This window comes from Demequina phytophila, assembly GCF_000971135.1.
Taxonomy (GTDB): domain Bacteria; phylum Actinomycetota; class Actinomycetes; order Actinomycetales; family Demequinaceae; genus Demequina; species Demequina phytophila.
On the sequence record NZ_BBLW01000002.1, the window covers coordinates 119445 to 138536 of the forward strand.

Consider the following 19092-nt stretch of genomic DNA (forward strand, 5'->3'; position numbering starts at 1 on the left):
GTCAGGCCCGCGCGGAGCGACGCTCGTCCCGCAGCTCCCGCGCGACCACCATGGTCACCTGAGGGATGAGGTCGCGGCTGCGCTTGAGCGCCCACGGCACCCCGTTGACCGCGAGCCACGCGGCGACCGCCGCCGCGCTGGGAGGCGGGGGAGGGGCGGGGATCGCGGAACGACGCGGCCAGCGAGCCCCGAGCACCTCGACGGCCGCGCCCGCGAGGGCGCGATGGCCCTGCGGCGACGGATGGATGCGATCGATGTGCCAGGCACGACGCCCGAGGGAGCTCAGCAGCGTCGCCCCGTCGATCACGATCACGTCGGTGTCGGCGACGGCCCGCGCGATCGCGGCGTTCGCCTCGCCGATCCGCCGAGCCATCGCCTCCGCGACGCGCCGTGGTGCGAGGTCGAACAGCCCGATGCGGTCGAGCGACACCGTGACGATCGCACGGCCGGGGCGCGTGAGCCGGCCCACGGCAGACCCGAGCGCGTCCTCCACATCCGCGGGCGAGAAGTCGCCGCGGAGCACGTCGTTCCCGCCGACGGTGAGGAGCACCACGTCGGGCCGCGCCGCCACCGCCGCGCCCACCTGGCGTTGCAGCATCTCGCGTGCCCGCACGCCGTTCGCGGCGAGGTTGAGGAAGGACGATGCGCCGAGCCCCGCCGCCGCGTGCGCCGCCCAGCCCACGTGACCCCACGCGCGCTGCACGCCGTCGCCCACCCCGAGCGTGATCGAGTCGCCGAGCGCGACCACGCGGGGCCCGGTCATCGCGCGCCGGTCAGCGAGCGCTCGTGGACGGCCCTCATGCCCGCGACCGACGCGGACCAGGGGAACTGCACCGCCCGCCCCCGGGCCTCGAGACGCCGCGCCCGCCCGTCGCGGGCGAGCACCGCCTCGATCGCGTCGGCGAAGGCGCCTGGATCGCCCGCCGCCGCGACACCCGCGCCTCCCAGGACCTCCGGCAGCGCGGATGCGGCGTTCACCACCACGGGCGTGCCCGAGGCGAGGGCCTCGAGCGCCGCCAGCCCGAACGTCTCGATGGGACCCGGCGCGATCGCGACGTCCGCGGACGCGAGCAGCGAGGCGAACGCGTCGCGATCCGACACGAAGCCGAGAAGCTCGACCGGGAGCCCGGCGGCGGCGCGGCGCAGCGGACGCGAGAGCGGTCCCGACCCGGCGACCACCAGGCGCACGTCGCGGCCGCGCGTCGCCAGCTCTCTCACCGCCTCGATCGCGAGGCCGGGGCGCTTCTCCCGCGACAGGCGCGAGGCCATCACCACCAGCGGGACGTCGTCGGGGGCGTGGCGGCGACGTACGGCCGCGTCCGCGTGTCGCGGGTGGAACCGGTGCAGGTCGACCCCCAGCGGCACCGTGGTCACTGAAGCACCGACGGCGGCGAGCTCCGCGCCCGCGTACTCGGTGGTCGCGACGATCGTGTCGAAGCGACGGGCGATCCACGTGGCGTGGGCGCGCGCGAGCCCCTCGACCATGCGGGCGGCGGCCGGGGGCAACGTCGAGGCGAGGACGCCGTCGACGCGCTCGTGCGCGATGAAGGCGGCCGGGATGCCGCGCTCGCGAGACCAGGGTCCCAGGCCCGCGAGGGTGGTGCGGTCGGACACCTCGATGACGTCGGGCGCGAACCGCTCCAGCGCGTCGGTGACCGCGGCGAACCGGGTGATGACGCGGTAGCCGCCCGACCCCGGCACGGGCGGGCTGTGCAGCGTCAGCACGCGGCCGTGCGGGGCGAGCCTCTCGCCGTCGCCGTCGCCGGGCACCACCAGCAGCACGTCGTCACCGTGCTCGACGTAGCCGCGCCCGAGCGCATGCAGCGCGGTGCGCAGGCCGCCGGAGCGCGGCCCGTAGAAGTTCGCGACCTGGGCGATCCTCATGACGCCACCGCCCGTGCGGCGATCGCACGCTCGTAGTGATCGATCAGGGCGCCGCAGACGTGGGGCCAGGTGCGACCCTCGACCGAGACGCGCGCGTGCGCGCCCTGCAGCCAGCGCATGTCCTCGTGCGCGACCAGCGCGGCGACGGCGTCCTCGAGGTGGTCGAGGCGCCCGGGCTCGTACAGGAAGCCGTGGGAGCCGTGGTCGATGAGGTCGATGGGCCCGCCGCGCCGCGGCGCCACGACCGGAACCCCCGATGCGAGCGCCTCCTGGATGGACTGCCCGAACGTCTCGAGCTCGCCGGGGTGCACCATCACGTCGAGGCTCGCGACCGCCCGCGCGAGCTCGCCGCCGCCCAGGAAGCCCGCGAACTCCGCGTCGGGCAGCAACCGCCGCAGCCGGGACCCCTCGGGCCCCTCGCCGATCACCACGAGCCGCAGCCCGGGGATCCGCGCCAGCCGCTCGAGATCGCCCACCCGCTTCTCCGGCGCCAGCCGGCCCACGTACCCGACCACCACCTCACCGCGCGGCGCCCACCTGGCCCGCAGCGCATCGTCCCGATGCGCGGGGTTGAACCTGACCGTGTCGACGCCGCGCGGCCACAGCCTGAGCCGGTCGACGCCCAGCTCCTCGAGCTGGCGCATCGCCGCGGTCGAGGGTGCGAGCGTGAGGTCGGCGGCGCGGTGGATCTGGCGCACGCGAGCCCACAGCAGCGGCTCGCCCCACGGCGCCCGGTACGAGGCGGCGTAGGACGGCACGTCGGTCTGGTAGATCGCGACCGTCGGCAGGCCCAGGTCCTGCGCGGCACGGACCGCCGCCCAGCCGAGCATGAACGGCGAGGCGAGGTGGACCACGTCCGGCCGCACCTCCTCGAGGATGCGGGCGATGCCGCGCACGGTCGACAGCGCGACCCGCACGTCCTTGTAGCCGGGCCAGCCGACGGCGGGCACGTGGATGACGGGGGCCCCCGCGACGGAATCGGGGGCGCCGGGCGCCTCGGGGGCGATGACGACCGCCTCGTCGCCGCGGGCGGCGAGGTGGTCGAGCACCCGCAGCAGCGAGTGCGTGACGCCGTTCGTGTGCGGCAGGAACGATTCTGCGACCAGCGCGACCTTCACGCCCCCGAGTCTGGGAGGCCCGGGCGACGGACGGGTGTCCGCACGCTTGATGGCGCGTGACGGTCGCATGACTTCTGGGTGAACCCGCGCGTGCGACCATGAACGCATGCCCCGCATCCTCACCAGGTCCCTTGCCGCCCTCGCGGCGCTCGCCGCCGTCGCGTTCGCCGCGACCCCCGCGGCCGCCCACACGGCGCTCGTGGCCTCGACCCCCGAGGATGGTGCCACCGTGACGGAGCTTCCCGAGGTGTCGCTGGAGTTCACGGAGCAGCTGCTCGACATCGGCAACGAGCTCGCGATCGTGGCGGCCGACGGCACGCGCACGGAGCTCGAGATCGAGGAGCCGGTCACGGAGACGATCACCGCCGTGGTGCCGGACGATGCGCTGGTCCCGGGGGACACGACCCTCGCCTTCCGCGTGGTGTCGGCGGACGGGCACCCCATCGAGGGGACGGTCGCGTTCACCTACGCGCCGGTGGAGGGGATCCCGAGCGCGTCCCCGTCGGCATCGCCGAGCGCGAGCGCCTCGCCCAGCGTGTCGGCGAGCGACGCGGCCGCGGCGCTGCCCACCGGCTCTCCGACGCCGCACGTGACCGTGTACGAGGAGGTCGGGCCCAACCCCGCGGTGTACGCGATCATCGGCGCGCTCGCGGCCGGCGCGCTCGCGCTCACCATCGCGCTGCGCATGCGCCGCCGCGAGGACTGACGCCCGCTCGCTACCGTGTGTCCGGGGACACGGTCGCGCGATCGCGCGCCAGGGGAGGAATCGATGACCGAGCCGCAGCTCACCGCGACCGCGCAGGACTACGTGAAGATCGTGTGGAGCGCGACCGAGTGGTCGGACGCCCCCGTCACCACCAAGCGTCTCGCGGAGCGCCTCGGCGTGTCGGCGCCCACGGTCTCGGAGAACGTCCGCAAGCTCGTGGCGGCCGGGCTGCTGGACCACCGGCCCTACGGCGCGATCACGCTCACCGCGGAGGGGGAACGGCGCGCGCTCGAGATGGTGCGTCGCCACCGGCTGATCGAGACGTTCCTCGTCACGCATCTCGGATACGGCTGGGACGAGGTCCACGACGAGGCGGAGGTGCTCGAGCACGCCTGCTCGCCGCGCATGATCGACGCGATCGACACGCTGCTGGGCCACCCCACCCGCGACCCCCACGGCGACCCGATCCCGACCGCGGCGGGACGCATCGTCACCCTCGACGGCACCAACCTCGCCGAGGCCGCGACGGGACGCTGGACCGTCGCACGGCTGTCGGACTCCGACCCTGCAGTTCTGCGGGACCTCGCGGACCTAGGATTGACCGTGGACGCCTCGATCCGGGTGCTAGGCCCCGATCCGTCCGGCGGAATCCGTGTGGAGACCGATGAGGCGGCCGACATCGTCGTCCCGCCCGCCACCGCCTCCGCGGTGTGGCTCGTCACGCAAGGCCCCTGATGACCGCTCTGCCTCCGACCTCCGAAGCCGGAACCCCGCGCTGGCTGCTGCCGCGCACCGCCCACGCGCCCCATCCCGCGCTCGTGCTCGCCGGCTTCGTGGTCGCCGGCTTCGGCATCAGCCTGTCGCAGGGCGGCGCCTCCGGCGTGATCCAGGACCAGGTGAGCGACCTGGGCGCCTCGGTCGACATGATCGGCTGGACCATCGTCGCCTACGCGCTCGGCGTGGTGGTGGGGGCGCCGCTCATCATGGTCGGCCTCGCGGCGTGGAACCGCCGGCGCCTGCTGCTCGCCATGTCCGCGGTGTTCGTCGTGACGTCCGCCCTCACCGCGCTCGCGCCCACGGTGGAGACCTTGTTCGTCGCGCGGCTGCTCGCGGGCCTGCCTCATGGCGCGCTGCTGGGCAGCGCCGCGTACGTCGGGGTCCTCGCGCTCGGTGCGGAGAGGCGCGGCCAGGTGCTCGCCACCATCATGTACGGGCTCACCGCCGCGATCGTGGTCGGGGTGCCCGCGATGCAGTGGATCTCGATCCAGTCCGGCTGGCGGGTCGCGTACTGGGTGGTGGCAGGCGTGGGCCTCGCGGGATTCGCGCTCATGTGGGCGTTCGTGCCCTCGGTGCCCGGCACCCACGGCGCCGGCTTCCGTACCGAGCTCGCGGCCCTCCGGGGAAGGGTGCTGTGGACCGCGATCCTCACGGTCACGGTCGGCTTCGCGGGCCTGGGCGCCGTCCAGTCGTACATGGTGCCGCTGCTGGAGGACACCAACGGCTTCGCGCCATCCACCGTGACCCTGGTGCTCGCGCTGTTCGGGCTCGGCATGACCGCCGGTGCGTACGTGGGCGGACGCCTCACGGACCGCTCGGTGCTGCTCACGTCACGCGTGGGGATCATCGGGGTGGCGGCGACCCTGCTGCTCCTCGGTCTGGTGGGCGGGTCGGGCTGGCCCGTGGTGGTCGCGCTGGTGCTGCTCGGTGTCTTCATCCAGACGTTCTCACAGGCCGCACAGGCGCACCTCATGGACGCGACGCATACGTCGCCCTCGCTGGGTGCGGCGCTGTCGCACTCCGCCCTCAACGCCGCGACCGTGGTCGGCACGGGTCTGGGTGCCGTCGTCATCGCGGCCGGGCTCGGGTACGTCGCGCCCGCGTGGGTCGCGCTCGCGCTCGCGCTGGTCGCGATCGTGCTCGTCTTCGTGGGGCCCGGCTACCGCCGGTGATCGGTCCCAGGCTCCGACGACTACCCTGGACCGCATGAATCTTCGCCTCGGCACCCGTGGATCCGCGCTCGCGACGGCGCAGTCCGGGCAGTTCGCGGACGCCGTGGTCGCCGCGGCGGCGGACGGGGGCGTCGAGGCCGCCGTGGAGCTCGTGAAGGTCACCACGAAGGGCGACGTGGACCGCGGCTCCCTGGTGGGGCTGTCGCAGACCGGCGTGTTCGTCACGGCGCTGCGCGAGGCTCTGCTCGCGGATGAGTGCGACTTCATCGTCCACTCGCTCAAGGACGTCCCCACACAGCCGTACCCGGGCCTCGACGTGGTCGCGATCCCCGAGCGCGAGGACCCGCGCGACGTGCTGTGCACGGACGGCCGCGCCCTCGAGGACCTGCCGGCCGGCGCCCGCATCGGCACCGGCTCGCCGCGCCGGGGCTCGCAGCTGCTGGCGATGCGCCCCGACCTCGACGTCCGGCCGTTGCGCGGCAACGTCGACACCCGTCTGGGCCACATCGGACAGGACCTCGACGGCGTGCTGCTGGCCGCGGCCGGGCTCAACCGCCTGGGCCGCTCCCACGACGCGACGCAGCCGCTCGACGTCGCGGCCATGCTGCCCGCACCCGGCCAGGGCGCCCTCGCGATCGAGATCCGCGCGGACGCGCCCCTCGAGCTCCGCGACCTGTTGGCCCGTCTCGACCACGCGGAGACCCGCGCGTGCGTCACCGCCGAGCGGGAGGCGCTGCGCGTGCTCGACGCCGGCTGCGCCGCCCCGGTGGCCGCGCACGCGACGGTGACGCGCGGCCGCCTCACCCTGCACACGCGGGTGATCTCGACCGACGGCACGCTCGCGCTCAACGAGCGCAACTCCGGGGTGATCGCGGAGGCCGCGGCGATCGGGCGCTCGAGCGGCTTCTCGCTGCTGGGCCGCGGCGCCGAACGCCTCATGGGTCGCGCATGAGCCTCGCGGGCCGCCGCCTCCTGGTGCCCGTCACCGCGGAGCGCACCGCCTTCGCCGAGCAGCTCGCCGCCGAGGGTGCGGACGTGACCGCGGTCGCGTTCATCGCGATCGTGCCGCCCGCGGACCCGGCCGCGCTCGAGGCCGCGACGCTCGCGTGGCTCGACGGCGCCTACGACTGGATGGCGGTCACGAGCCGCAACGCGGTGCTCGCGATGGACCGCATCGCCCGCGCGCACGGGCGCACGCTCGCCGAGCCGCAGCCCGGCGCACGCGTCGCCACGGTGGGCGAGGCGACGCGCGCGGTCTGCGCGGAGGTGGGCCTCACCGTCGACCTGGTGCCCGCCTCCCGCGCCGACGCTCGCGGCATCGTCGCCGAGCTGCCCGTGGGAACCGGGCGCGTGCTCGCGCCGCTCGGCAACCTCGCGTCACCCGCGCTCGTTCGGGGCCTCGCGCGCCAGGGCTGGCGGGTCGACGGCGTCGAGGCGTATCGCACCGTCGACGGCCCGGGGATGGACGATGCCACGGTCGCCGCGGCAGCGGACGGTCGCCTGGACGCGGTCCTCCTGACGTCCGGCTCGGTCGCCGAGCGCTTCGCCGCCGCGTGCCCGTCGGTCGCCCCCGGAACGCGCATCGTCGCCATCGGGCGTACCACGGAGGCGGGGGCCCGCGCCGCGGGCCTCGCCGTGGACGCCGTCGCCACCGCGCCCACCTACGCTGGGATCCGGGCCGCGCTCGACGCGGCGCTCGCCACCCCCACCCAGGGAGACCCGTCATGACCTCGTACCGTCCGCGGCGCCTGCGCGCCACGCCCGCGATGCGCCGCCTCGTGCGCGAGGTGCGACCGCACGCGTCCGAGCTGGTGCTGCCGGTCTTCATCCACGAGGACCTCACCGAGCCGCGACCCATCGCGTCGTTGCCGGGTGTGTCCCAGCACCCGCTGAGCGCGGTGGCGGGTCTGGTCGAGGAGGCGATCGCGGCGGGCCTGGGCGGCCTCATGATCTTCGCGATCCCCTCCGTGCGCGACGCCGTCGGCTCCGGGGCCATCGACCCCGAGGGCATCCTCAACCGCGCGATCGCCGCGGCCGCGGGGGCCGCGGGGGACCGGCTGGTCGTCATGGCGGACCTCTGCCTCGACGAGTTCACCGACCACGGCCACTGCGGCGTGCTGTCCTCCGACGGCCGCGTCGACAACGACGCCACGCTCGAGGTCTATGCCGCGATGGGCCTCGCGCAGGCCCGCGCCGGCGCCCACGTGCTCGGCCTCAGCGGCATGATGGACCACCAGGTCGCCGTGGTGCGCGAGGCGCTCGAGGCGGAGGGCTTCACCGACGCCGCGATCCTCGCGTACGCCGCCAAGTACGCCTCTGCGTTCTACGGTCCCTTCCGCGAGGCCGTCGACAGCCAGCTCCAGGGCGACCGGCGCACCTACCAGATCGACCCCGCGAACGGCCGCCAGGGCCTGCACGAGGCCGAGCTCGACGAGCTCGAGGGCGCGGACATGGTGATGGTGAAGCCGGCGCTGCCGTACCTCGACGTGGTCGCCGAGGTCGCCGCGCAATCGCGCGTGCCCGTCGCGGCCTATCACGTGTCGGGCGAGTACGCCCAGATCGAGGCGGCCGCCGCGAACGGCTGGCTGGACCGCCGCGCCTCTCACCTCGAGGCCCTCACGTCGATGCGCCGGGCCGGCGCCGACATCGTCGTCACCTACGCGGCGCTCGAGCTCGCCGCCTGGCTCAAGGAGAACTAAGTGTCCTCGTACTCGGAGCGCGCCCGCGCGATCCTGCCCGGCGGCGTGAACTCGCCCGTGCGCGCCTGGAACGGCGTCGGGGGAGAGCCGGTGCCCATCGCCTCGGCGAGCGGGTCGCGGATCACCGACGCGGACGGCCGCGAGATGATCGACCTGGTCGCCTCGTGGGGCCCCGCGATCCTGGGGCACGCGAAGCCCGAGGTGGTCGCAGCGGTGCAGGCCGCCGCGGCTCGCGGGCTGTCGTTCGGGGCGACCACCGAGGCCGAGGTGGAGCTCGCGGAGATCATCCGCGACCGCTACGCGCCCGCCGAGCGGGTGCGCCTGGTCTCCACCGGCACCGAGGCCACCATGACCGCGATCCGCCTCGCGCGCGCCGCGACCGGACGCGACGTGATCGTGAAGTTCGCCGGCTGCTACCACGGCCACTCGGACGCGCTGCTGGTCGCCGCGGGCTCGGGCCTCGCGACCGCGGGAGTGCCCGACTCCGCGGGCGTCACGCCGGGCGCCGCGCGCGACACCCTGGTGCTGCCGTACGGCGACGAGGCCGCCCTCACCGACGCGTTCGCGGAGCGCGGCGCGGAGATCGCCGGCGTGATCGTCGAGGCCGCGCCCGCCAACATGGGCGTGATCCGCCCGCCCGAGGGCTTCAACCGCCTCATCTCGACGCTGTGCCGCCACGAGGGCGCCGTGATGATCCTCGACGAGGTCCTCACGGGCTTCCGCGCGGGCCCCGCCGGCTACTGGGGCGTCGAGCGCGACCACGACCTCGCCGCGGGTCTCGACCCGTGGACACCCGACCTCGTGACCTTCGGCAAGGTCATCGGCGGCGGCCTGCCCGTCGCCGCGCTGGGCGGCCGCCAGGACCTCATGGAGCAGCTTGCGCCGCTCGGCCCGGTCTATCAGGCAGGCACGCTGTCGGGGAACCCCGTCGCGGTCGCGGCGGGCCTCGCCACCATGCGCCTGCTCACCGACGACGTGCACGCGCGCGTCGCCGCGACCGCGCAGTCGCTGGTGGACGGCGTGTCCGCCGCGCTCACCGCGCACGGCATCGCGCACGCCGTGGGCCGCGCCGGCACGCTGTTCTCGTTCTTCCTGGGGCTGGACGAGGCTCCGGTCACCTTCGACGACGTGTCTCGCCAGGACACGGCCGCCTTCGGGCGCCTGTTCCACGCGCTGCGGCGCGAGGGGGTCGCGCTGCCGCCGAGCGCCTATGAGGCGTGGTTCGTCACCGCCGCCCACTCCGTCAACGACGTCCGGCACATCGTGTCGACGGTCGAGCAGTGGGCGTCCACCGAGAACGCCTGAAACGTCGTCGAAGCGGCGACTGCCGCATCGTCCCTGGTACATCACCTTCCTCACGGGCGCGTGAGGGTACGGTGAGCGCCCTCACAGCGGCACCGCGTGCCAGGTGAGGAAGAGTTCTCCCACGTTTCACACGACGTGACCTCGGGTGAAACCTCCCTTCCCTACCTTCGGGAGAGTCCGATTCCCCGCGGGGCGACCGCCCCGGTCGGACCTCAGTCCCCAGGGAGGGGCCATGACCGTTTCCGACAAGGCCGCCGTCGCGGCAGTCGAGCCAGGCATCATCGGCAAGGGCCGGTGGATCGAGCGCTGGGAGCCCGAGAACGAGCTGTTCTGGGAGGCCCGAGGCAAGTCCATCGCGTTCCGCAACCTCGTCTTCTCGATCGTCGCCGAGCACATCGGCTTCTCCGTGTGGCTGCTGTGGTCGATCGTGGTGGTCCGCATGTACGGCACGTTCGACGCCGCCACGGGCGAGCTCGTCGCCACCGGCGCGAACGGCTGGGCCCTCACCGCGAGCCAGGGCTTCACGCTCCTCGCGGTCGCGTCCGGCGTGGGCGCGTTCCTGCGCGTCCCCTACACGTTCGCGGTGCCGGTGTTCGGCGGCCGCAACTGGACCGTCATCTCCGCGGTCCTGCTGCTCATCCCGACGCTCGGGCTCGCGTGGGCGGTGCAGGACCCGTCGACGCCGTTCGGCGTGCTGGTCGCGATCGCCTCGACGGCCGGCTTCGGCGGCGGCAACTTCGCCTCGTCGATGTCGAACATCTCGTTCTTCTACCCGGACAAGGAGAAGGGCTGGGCGCTCGGGCTCAACGCCGCGGGCGGCAACATCGGCGTCGCGGTCGCGCAGAAGCTGGTGCCGCTCGTCATCGGCATCGGCGCGCTCGGCCTCTCGGCCGCCGGCCTGGTCTACGTCCCGCTCGCCCTGGCGGCCGCGGTTCTCGCGTTCCTCTTCATGGACAACCTGCGCGAGGCCAAGGCCGACCCCAAGCCCACGGCCGCCTCGCTGCGCCACGGCCACACCTGGCTCATGGCGTTCCTCTACATCGGCACCTTCGGTTCCTTCATCGGCTACTCGGCGGCGTTCCCCACGCTGCTCACCGTGGTGTTCGAGCGCGCGGACATCGCGCTCAGCTGGGGCTTCCTGGGGGCGCTGATCGGCTCGCTGTCGCGCCCGTACGGCGGCAAGCTCGCGGACCGCGTCGGAGGCGCGATCATCACCGTCGGCGCGTTCGTGGTGATGGCGATCGCGGGCATCACCGCGGTGGTGGGCGTGCAGCAGCACTCGCTCGGGCTGTTCTTCGTCAGCTTCATGGTGCTGTTCGCCGCCACCGGGATCGGGAACGGGTCGACGTATCGCATGATCCCGTCGATCTTCGGACGCATCCAGGCCCGCAAGGGATCCGACACCGAGGAGAGCCGCCTGGACTTCAAGCGTCAGGCCGCGGGCGCGGTGGGCATCATCTCCGCGGTGGGCGCCTTCGGCGGCTTCGCGATCCCGTTCATCTACAAGATCGCGAAGGAGCAGACGGGCACCATCGTCCCCGCGCTCCAGATCTACGTGGTCGTGTTCCTCGCGATGGCGGTCATCACGTGGGTGTTCTACCTGCGCAAGGGCGCCGAGATGCGGAACGTCTGACATGACGCGCCCCGTCCCCACCCACTGCCCCTACTGCGCGCTGCAGTGCGCGCAGACCCTCACCCCGGCCGCCGGACGCATCCCGGTGACGGTCGAGGGGCGCGAGTTCCCCACCAACCGCGGGGGACTGTGCCAGAAGGGCTGGACCTCCCCGGAGGTGCTTCGCGCCGCCGACCGTCTCACGGTGCCGCTGCTGCGGACCGCGGACGGCGGCTTCCGCGAGGCGGGTTGGGACGAGGCGCTCGACCTGGTGGCGTCGCGGGTCGCGACGCTCCAGGCCGAGTCGGGGGACGATGCGGTGGCCGTGTTCGGCGGCGGCGGCCTCACCAACGAGAAGGCGTACGCCCTGGGCAAGTTCGCCCGGCTCGCGCTGCACACCCGGCTCATCGACTACAACGGCCGGTTCTGCATGTCGTCCGCGGCCGCCGCGTCGAACCGCTCGCTCGGCATGGACCGCGGTCTCGCGTTCCCGCTCTCCGACCTCGGCGGCGCGGACGCCGTGCTGATCCTCGGCTCGAACATGGGCGTCACCATGCCGCCGTTCGTGCAGCACCTGGCAGGGGTGCGCTCGCGGGGAGGCCTGGTGGTGGTGGACCCGCGCCAGACCGTCACCGCGAAGCTCGCACGGGACGGCGCGGGGATCCACCTCGCCCCCGTCCCCGGCTCCGACATGGTGGTGCTCCTCGCGCTGCTCCACATCGTGCTCGCCGAGGGCCTGCACGACGTGGCCTACCTCGCGGACCGGGCGGAGGGCCTCGACGAGGTGCGCCGCTCGGTCGCCCAGTGGTGGCCCGAGCGCGCCGAGGCCGCCACCGGGATCCCCGCGGACACGCTCCGCGAGGTCGCACGCCTCCTGGCCGCCGCATCCCCCTCGCGCGGCGGCCGGGGGGCGTACATCCTCACCGGACGGGGCATCGAGCAGATGGCGCAGGGCACGGACTGCGTGAGCGCGGCGATCAACCTCGCGCTCGCGCTGGGGCTCATCGGGCGCCACGGCTCGGGCTTCGGCCCCGTCACGGGTCAGGGCAACGGCCAGGGCGGCCGCGAGCACGGCCAGAAGTCGGACCAGCTGCCCGGCTACCGGATGATCACGGACCCCGCTGCGCGGGCTCACGTGGCAGGCGTGTGGGGCGTCGACCCCGACACGATCCCCGGACCCGGCGTCCCGGCCGTGCAGCTGCTGACCTCGCTCGGCACCTCCGGCGGCCCGCGCGCGCTCCTGGTCCACGGCTCCAACGTCGTGGTGAGCGCCCCCAACGCGACGCGCGTCGAGGAGCGCCTGCGCGCGCTCGACCTGCTGGTGGTGTGCGACATCGTGCCGTCGGAGACCGCGATGCTCGCCGACGTCATCCTCCCGGTCACCCAGTGGGCCGAGGAGGAGGGCACCATGACCAACCTCGAGGGGCGGATCATCCGTCGCCGTCGCGCGGTGGACGCCCCCGGCGAGGCGCGTTCCGAGCTGTGGATCCTGCGCGAGCTCGCGGCCCGCCTGGGCTGCACGGCGCTGTTCAGCGAGGACCCCGAGGTGATGTTCGACGAGATGGCCCGCGCCTCCGCCGGCGGCAAGGCCGACTACAGCGGCGTCACGTACGCCCGCCTCGACGCGGGGGAGGAGCTGTTCTGGCCCGTCCCCGTCGCGACGCCGGGCACCGCCGCCCACCCCGGCACCCCGCGCCCCTTCCTCGAGACCTTCCCCACCCCGAGCGGGCGCGCCCGCATGATCGCCGTGTCGCACCGCGGTCCGGCCGACGACGTCCGTCCCGGCGCGACCACCTACCTCGTGACCGGTCGGGTGCTGCAGCACTACCAGTCGGGCGCCCAGACCCGTCGCGTCGAGGAGCTCGCGCAGGCGCAGCCCGAGGCCTTCGTCGAGATGCACCCGCTGCTCGCCGAGCGGCTGGGGATCGCCGCCGGCGAGGTCGCGATCCTCACCAGCGCGCGCGGCGAGGCGATGGCGCCCGTCCGCCTCACCGCGGACATCCGCCCCGACACGGTCTTCATGCCGTTCCACTGGGCGGGCGCCGGCAGCGCGAACCGCCTCACCAACGACGCCACCGACCCGACGTCGGCGATGCCCGAGTTCAAGGTCACGGCGGTCGAGATCCGCGCCACGCGTCTCGACGAGGCCGCCGTGAGGGAAGGAGCGCTCCGATGAGGATCGTCGTGATCGGCCACGGGATGGTGGGCTCGCGCTTCGCGCAGGACGCCGCCGCCCGCGTGCCCGGCGCGCACGTCACCGTGCTGGGCCGCGAGGACACCGCGCCCTACAACCGCGTGCTCCTGTCGAGCGTGGTCGCCGGCAAGCAGGACGCCGACGGCATCGCGCTCGTCGGCCCCGACGTCGAGGGCGTCGACGTGCACCAGGGCGTGTCCGCCGTCGAGATCGACCGTTCGCGCCGGCTCGTGACCGCCTCGGACGGCTCGGTCCACCGCTACGACCGCCTGGTCCTCGCCACCGGCTCCGCCGCGCGCATCCCCCAGATCCAGCACGTCGCCAACCCCGACGGGCTGGTGCACGGCGTGAGCGTCCTCAAGGACCTCGCCGACGCGCGCGGCATCCTCGAGGCGCTGCCCAAGGCACGCCGCGCGGTGGTGCTGGGCGCGGGCGTGCTGGGCCTCGAGGTCGCGACCGGCCTCGCGGCGCGCGGCCTCGCCGTCACCCTGGTCCACCACGCCGACCGCCTCATGGAGCGCCAGCTGGGCTCCTCCGCCTCGCAGGTCGCGGTCGACTCCCTCGCGCGGCTCGGCATGACGGTGGTGACGCAGTCCTCGGTGGTGCGGGTCATGGAGCGTCGCGGTCACGTGTCCGGCGTCGAGCTGGCGAACGGCTCCGAGATCCTCACGGACCTGCTGGTGATGTGCGCCGGCACCATCCCCGAGACGGCCCTCGCACGCCGTGCCGGCCTGCCGTGCGAGCGCGGCGTGGTGGTGGGGGAGGACCTCGCCTCGCCCGCCGACCCCGCGGTCTTCGCGATCGGCGACTGCGCGCAGCCGCCCGAGGGCGGCACCGGCCTGGTCGCCCAGGGCTGGGACCAGGCACGACGCCTGGTGGACGCGTGGGCGGGTGCGGGCGCCGCGCCGCGGGACGATGCGGCGGGCACCGACCGCACCAACGTGGTCCGGGTCAAGGCGTCCGGTCTCGAGGTGGTCACCATGGGCCTGTCCGGCAAGTTCGAGCACGGCGACCGCCTGCTGCGTGCCGTGCGCATCTCCGACCCCGCCGTGGGCCGGTTCGTGGAGGTGGTGGTGCACGAGGGCCGCCTGGTCGGCGCGACCGTGGTGGGCGACAAGATCACCGCGACCGAGCTCCAGGCGCTCTACACGCGGGGGCTGCCGGTCCCGACGGACCCGGCCCACCTGATCGTCCGGCCCATCGCGGGCGCCGCGCCGGCCGTCCGGTCGGCGAAGGACATGCAGGACGACGACACGGTCTGCCAGTGCAACACCGTGTCGAAGGGACGGATCAACGACGCCATCGCGGACGGCTGCGGATCCGTCGAGGACGTGTCGCGCGCCACCCGGGCGTGCACGGGTTGCGGCGACTGCAGGTCGCTGGTGAAGGAGATGCTCGCGACCGCCGCGAGCGGCACCAAGGTTCCCGCGCTCGCGGGCACAGGGGAGGCATGATGACCACCGAGCACATCGTCGTCGTGGGCGGCGGCATGGTCGCCCACCGGTTCACCGAGGCGCTGCGCGCCCGCGACACCGCGGGGCGCTACAGCGTCGAGGTCCTCGCGGAGGAGCCGCGTGCGCCGTACGACCGCGTGGCCCTCACCAGCTACTTCCAGCTCAAGAGCCCCGACGAGCTCCAGCTGGGTGACCCCGCCCTGTGGCACGACCCCCTGGTCACCCTCCACCGCGACACCCGTGCGACGGGTGTGGACCGGGACCGGCGCATCGTGCGCGTCGACGGCGGCCGGGAGGTCGCCTACGACCACCTGGTCCTCGCGACCGGGTCCTACGCGTGGGCGCCGCCTACGCCGGGCGCGGACCTGCCCGGCGTCTTCATGTACCGCACGGTCGACGACGTCGCGGCCCTGCGCGGCTGGGTCGAGGAGCGGCGTGCCGCGCTGGGCCGCCCGGTGCGCGGCGCGGTCATCGGCGGCGGCCTGCTGGGCCTCGAGGCCGCGGGAGCCCTGCAGAGCCTCGGCGCCGTCAGCACCGTGATCCAGTTCGCTGACCGCCTCATGAACCTCCAGGTCGACGAGGGCGGCGGCGAGGCGCTCAAGCGCCTCATCGAGCGGATGGGCGTGACGGTGCGCTGCAACACCGCGACCCAGGAGATCCGCGCGGGCAAGGACGGCCACGTGGGCAGCCTGCTGTTCGCGGACGGCGGCGAGCAGCTCGTCGACGTCGTGGTGTTCGCCACCGGCGTGCGGCCCCGCGACGAGCTGGGCGCGACGGCGGGCCTCGAGATCGGCGCCCGCGGCGGCGTGGTGGTGGACGACACGTGCCTCACCGCGGACCCCGCGGTGAGCGCGATCGGCGAGGTGGCGTGCATCCAGGGCGCCTGCCTGGGCCTCATCGCCCCCGGCAACACCATGGCGGAGATCGCGGTGGACCGGCTGCTGGGCGGGAGCTCGACCTTCCCGGGCGCGGACATGGCGACCAAGCTCAAGCTGCTCGGCGTGGACGTCGCGTCCTTCGGGGACGCGTTCGCCACCACCCCGGGCGCGCTCGAGATGGTCTACGCGGACCCGGTCAACGGCGTCTACAAGAAGCTGGTCCTCACCGACGACGCGACCACCCTCCTCGGCGGCGTCCTGGTCGGCGACGCGAGCGCCTATGCGTCGCTGCGGCCCATGGTGGGCGCCGCGCTTCCGGGCGACCCGGCCGCGTGGATCCTTCCCGAGGGCTCGGTCGAGAAGGGCGAGATCGAGCTGCCGGACTCGGCGGGCGTGTGCTCGTGCAACAACGTCTCCGCCGGCGCGATCCGCGATGCCGTCAACCACGACGGCTGCCACGACCTGGGCGCGGTCAAGGCGTGCACCAAGGCCGGCACCTCGTGCGGCTCCTGCCTGCCGCTGGTGAAGAAGATCATGGGCACCGAGCTCGAGAAGTCGGGCATCGAGGTGTCGAACGCGCTGTGCGAGCACTTCGCGCTGTCCCGGACGCAGCTGTTCAACGCGATCAAGGTCGCGGAGGTCACCACGTTCAGCGAGGTCATCGAGCGGTTCGGCACCGGACGCGGCTGCGACATCTGCAAGCCCACGGTCGGGTCGATCCTCGCGAGCCTCTACAACGCGCACGTCCTCGGCGACGACCGCGCCGCCCTCCAGGACACCAACGACCGCGTCATGGCGAACATGCAGAAGGACGGCACCTACTCGGTGGTGCCGCGCGTGCCGGGCGGCGAGATCCTCCCCGAGCACCTCATCCTGATCGGCCAGATCGCGCAGGACTACGGCCTCTACACCAAGATCACGGGCGGTCAGCGGATCGACCTGTTCGGCGCCCGGCTCGAGCAGCTGCCGTCGATCTGGAAGCGGCTGGTCGACGCCGGCATGGAGTCGGGCCACGCGTACGGCAAGTCGCTGCGCACCGTGAAGTCCTGCGTCGGGTCCACCTGGTGCCGGTACGGCGTCCAGGACTCGGTGGGCATGGCGATCGCGCTCGAGCTGCGCTACCGCGGCCTGCGCAGCCCCCACAAGCTCAAGCTGGGCGTGTCCGGGTGCGCGCGCGAGTGCGCCGAGGCGCGCGGCAAGGACGTGGGCGTCATCGCCACCGACAAGGGCTGGAACGTGTACGTGGGCGGCAACGGCGGCTTCACGCCGGTCCACGCGCAGCTGCTGGTCGAGGACGTCCCCGACGACCAGGTGTTCCAGGTGATCGACCGCTACCTCATGTACTACATCCGCACCGCGGACCGCCTGCAGCGCACGGCGCCCTGGCAACAGGAGCACGAGGGCGGCCTCGACCGCATCCGCGAGATCGTGGTGGAGGACTCGCTGGGCCTGGGAGCGGAGCTCGACGCGCACATGGCCCGCCACATCGACTCCTACGAGGATGAGTGGAAGGCGGTCCTCAACGACCCGGTGCGGCTCCAGCAGTTCACCAGCTTCGTCAACGCGCCCGACCAGGCCGACCCCACCCTCGCCTACGTCGAGCAGCGCGGACAGCGCCGCCCCGCCACCCCCGAGGAGCGCGCCGGCGGCGCGGTCCTCATCGCCCCCTCGACCCTGGAGGTCCGGTCATGACCGCCGTCCCCGCCACCGCATCGTCCACCGCCACCGTGGTGTGCGCCTACGACCGCCTCACCCCTGAGCTCGGCGTCGCCGCGCTGGTGGGCGGCGAGCAGGTCGCGATCTTCCGGCTCGCTGACGGCAGCGTCCACGCCGTGCAGAACCTGGACCCGTTCTCCGGCGCGTCCGTGATGTCGCGCGGCATCACGGGCTCGCGCGGCGACGTGCCGACCATCGCGTCGCCCATCTACAAGCAGGTGTTCTCGCTGCTCGACGGGACATGCCTGGTCACCATGGACAAGTCGCCGAAGGACGGTCAGGCGCCGGACTTGGTCGTGTACCCCGTGACCCTCGACAATGGCCAGGTGATCATCGACCTGGCAGGCAGCGAGTGACGGCGCTCTTCGGAATCGACCTCAAGGGACGGCGCGTGCTCGTCGCCGGCGCGGGCAACGTCGCGTCGCGGAGGGTGAAGCGGTTCCTCGCCGAGGGGGCGCGGGTGGCCGTGGTGGCGCCTGTCGCCTCGGACGACATCGTGCGGCTCGCGCAGCACGGCGACCTCACGTGGGAGGCGCGGGCGGTCACGCCCGCGGACCTCGACGACGCCTGGTTCGTGCTCGCCGCCACGTCCGACCCCGCGGTGAACGATGCGGTGGCCGGGTGGGCGGAGGAGCGCCGGGTGTTCTGCATCGATGCGTCCGACGCGTCGCGCGGCACCGCGCGGCAGGCGGCGGTCTCGCGGCACGGCGAGCTCGCGGTGGGTGTGATCTCCACGGACCGGCCCGACCCCAAGCGCATCCGCGCGGTGCGCGACGCGATCGCGGCGCACCTCGACACGGGCGGCGCGGACCTGCGCCGCCGCCGCACGGGCGCGGGCCGCGTCATCCTCGTGGGCGCGGGACCGGGAGACCCCGGGCTCATCACGGTGCGGGGGCGCCAGGCGCTCGCGGAGGCCGACGTGGTGGTGACGGACCGCCTGGGCACCACGGAGCTGCTGGTGACGGTGCCCTACGACGTCGAGGTGATCAACGTCGGCAAGTCCCCCGACCGCCACCCGGTGCCGCAGGACGAGATCAACCGGATCCTGGTGTCGCATGCTCGCGAGGGACGGACGGTGGTGCGGCTCAAGGGCGGCGACCCGTTCGTGCTCGGGCGCGGCGGCGAGGAGGTGCACGCGTGCCTCGAGGCCGGCGTGCCTGTCGAGGTGGTGCCCGGCGTGACCTCGGCGCTGTCGGTGCCGGCGCGCGCGGGCATCCCCGTGACGCAGCGCGGGCTGTCGACGGCGGTGCTCGTGACGTCGGGTCACGCGGGCGCGGACGCGACCTCGGTGGCGGCCATGGCGCACGGCACCACGGTGGTGGTCCTCATGGGAGTGGCGGCGTTGCCGGACATCGTGGAGGCGGGCCTCGCGGGTGGTGCGGCTCCGGACACACCGGTCGCGATCGTCGAGTCGGGGACCACCGCCGACGAGCGTGTGACGCACGGCACCCTCGCGGACATCGTTCTTATCGCGGGAGAAACAGGGGTGAAACCTCCCGCCGTTATCGTCATCGGAAACGTGGCGAGGCCGGACCTTCTGGCCTCGCAGATCGCGGCGACGCCGCGTCGAGAGTGAC

The 19092-nt window shown here is 73.8% G+C and carries 16 protein-coding genes; 13 read left to right on the forward strand and 3 right to left on the reverse strand.

Going from position 1 to position 19092, the window contains the following annotated elements:
• Position 1 precedes the first annotated feature (1 nt).
• From AOM01_RS03290 to AOM01_RS03300, 3 genes are read right to left on the reverse strand one after another with little or no spacing between them, the layout of a single operon-like run.
• Positions 2-763, reverse strand: a complete 762-nt coding sequence (locus AOM01_RS03290; protein WP_062288943.1) for an SGNH/GDSL hydrolase family protein — start codon at positions 761-763, stop codon at positions 2-4.
• Positions 760-1884, reverse strand: a complete 1125-nt coding sequence (locus AOM01_RS03295; RefSeq protein ID WP_062288945.1) for a glycosyltransferase — start codon at positions 1882-1884, stop codon at positions 760-762. The genes AOM01_RS03290 and AOM01_RS03295 overlap by 4 nt, the downstream gene beginning before the upstream one ends.
• Positions 1881-3002, reverse strand: coding sequence for a glycosyltransferase family 4 protein (locus AOM01_RS03300; RefSeq protein ID WP_062288948.1), 1122 nt, complete (start codon positions 3000-3002; stop codon positions 1881-1883). Before AOM01_RS03300 ends, AOM01_RS03295 begins: the two co-directional genes overlap by 4 nt.
• 106 nt (positions 3003-3108) lie before the next feature.
• On the opposite strand from AOM01_RS03300, the gene AOM01_RS03305 reads away from it, so the two are divergent.
• The 13 genes from AOM01_RS03305 to cobA all read left to right on the forward strand — a co-directional run bounded on the left by AOM01_RS03305 (position 3109) and on the right by cobA (position 19091).
• Entirely contained in the window at positions 3109-3708 is a 600-nt protein-coding gene (locus tag AOM01_RS03305; RefSeq protein ID WP_062288951.1) for a copper resistance CopC family protein, read from the forward strand.
• A gap of 63 nt (positions 3709-3771) precedes the next feature.
• Positions 3772-4443: a metal-dependent transcriptional regulator gene (locus tag AOM01_RS03310; protein WP_062288954.1), complete on the forward strand. Its 672-nt coding sequence runs from the start codon at positions 3772-3774 to the stop codon at positions 4441-4443.
• A complete protein-coding gene (locus AOM01_RS03315) occupies positions 4443-5657 on the forward strand; it encodes an MFS transporter (RefSeq protein ID WP_062288957.1) in 1215 nt (404 codons plus the stop codon). The genes AOM01_RS03310 and AOM01_RS03315 overlap by 1 nt, the downstream gene beginning before the upstream one ends.
• Before the next feature lie 34 nt (positions 5658-5691).
• Positions 5692-6609 carry a hydroxymethylbilane synthase gene (hemC, locus tag AOM01_RS03320; RefSeq protein ID WP_062288960.1) on the forward strand — a complete coding sequence of 306 codons (918 nt, stop codon included), beginning with the start codon at positions 5692-5694 and terminating at the stop codon, positions 6607-6609.
• Positions 6606-7385: a uroporphyrinogen-III synthase gene (locus tag AOM01_RS03325; RefSeq protein ID WP_062288962.1), complete on the forward strand. Its 780-nt coding sequence runs from the start codon at positions 6606-6608 to the stop codon at positions 7383-7385. The genes hemC and AOM01_RS03325 overlap by 4 nt, the downstream gene beginning before the upstream one ends.
• A complete protein-coding gene (gene hemB, locus AOM01_RS03330; RefSeq protein WP_062288965.1) occupies positions 7382-8356 on the forward strand; it encodes a porphobilinogen synthase in 975 nt (324 codons plus the stop codon). The genes AOM01_RS03325 and hemB overlap by 4 nt, the downstream gene beginning before the upstream one ends.
• Positions 8357-9661 (forward strand): glutamate-1-semialdehyde 2,1-aminomutase, encoded by a 1305-nt coding sequence (gene hemL / locus AOM01_RS03335; protein ID WP_062288968.1) that lies wholly within the window; start codon positions 8357-8359, stop codon positions 9659-9661.
• 232 nt (positions 9662-9893) lie between these two features.
• A complete protein-coding gene (locus AOM01_RS03340; protein WP_062288971.1) occupies positions 9894-11294 on the forward strand; it encodes an MFS transporter in 1401 nt (466 codons plus the stop codon).
• Between the two features lies 1 nt (position 11295).
• On the forward strand, positions 11296-13449 hold the full coding sequence (locus tag AOM01_RS03345) for a molybdopterin oxidoreductase family protein (RefSeq protein WP_062288975.1): 2154 nt from the start codon (positions 11296-11298) through the stop codon (positions 13447-13449).
• Positions 13446-14921, forward strand: coding sequence for an FAD-dependent oxidoreductase (locus AOM01_RS03350; protein ID WP_062288977.1), 1476 nt, complete (start codon positions 13446-13448; stop codon positions 14919-14921). Before AOM01_RS03345 ends, AOM01_RS03350 begins: the two co-directional genes overlap by 4 nt.
• Positions 14921-17491, forward strand: coding sequence for a nitrite reductase large subunit NirB (gene nirB, locus AOM01_RS03355; protein WP_062288980.1), 2571 nt, complete (start codon positions 14921-14923; stop codon positions 17489-17491). Before AOM01_RS03350 ends, nirB begins: the two co-directional genes overlap by 1 nt.
• A complete protein-coding gene (nirD, locus tag AOM01_RS03360) occupies positions 17488-17871 on the forward strand; it encodes a nitrite reductase small subunit NirD (RefSeq protein ID WP_062288983.1) in 384 nt (127 codons plus the stop codon). The genes nirB and nirD overlap by 4 nt, the downstream gene beginning before the upstream one ends.
• The gene (gene cobA / locus AOM01_RS03365; RefSeq protein ID WP_062288985.1) at positions 17868-19091 is read left to right on the forward strand and encodes a uroporphyrinogen-III C-methyltransferase; all 1224 of its coding nucleotides are present in this window, start codon (positions 17868-17870) and stop codon (positions 19089-19091) included. The genes nirD and cobA overlap by 4 nt, the downstream gene beginning before the upstream one ends.
• Position 19092: the final 1 nt, after the last annotated feature.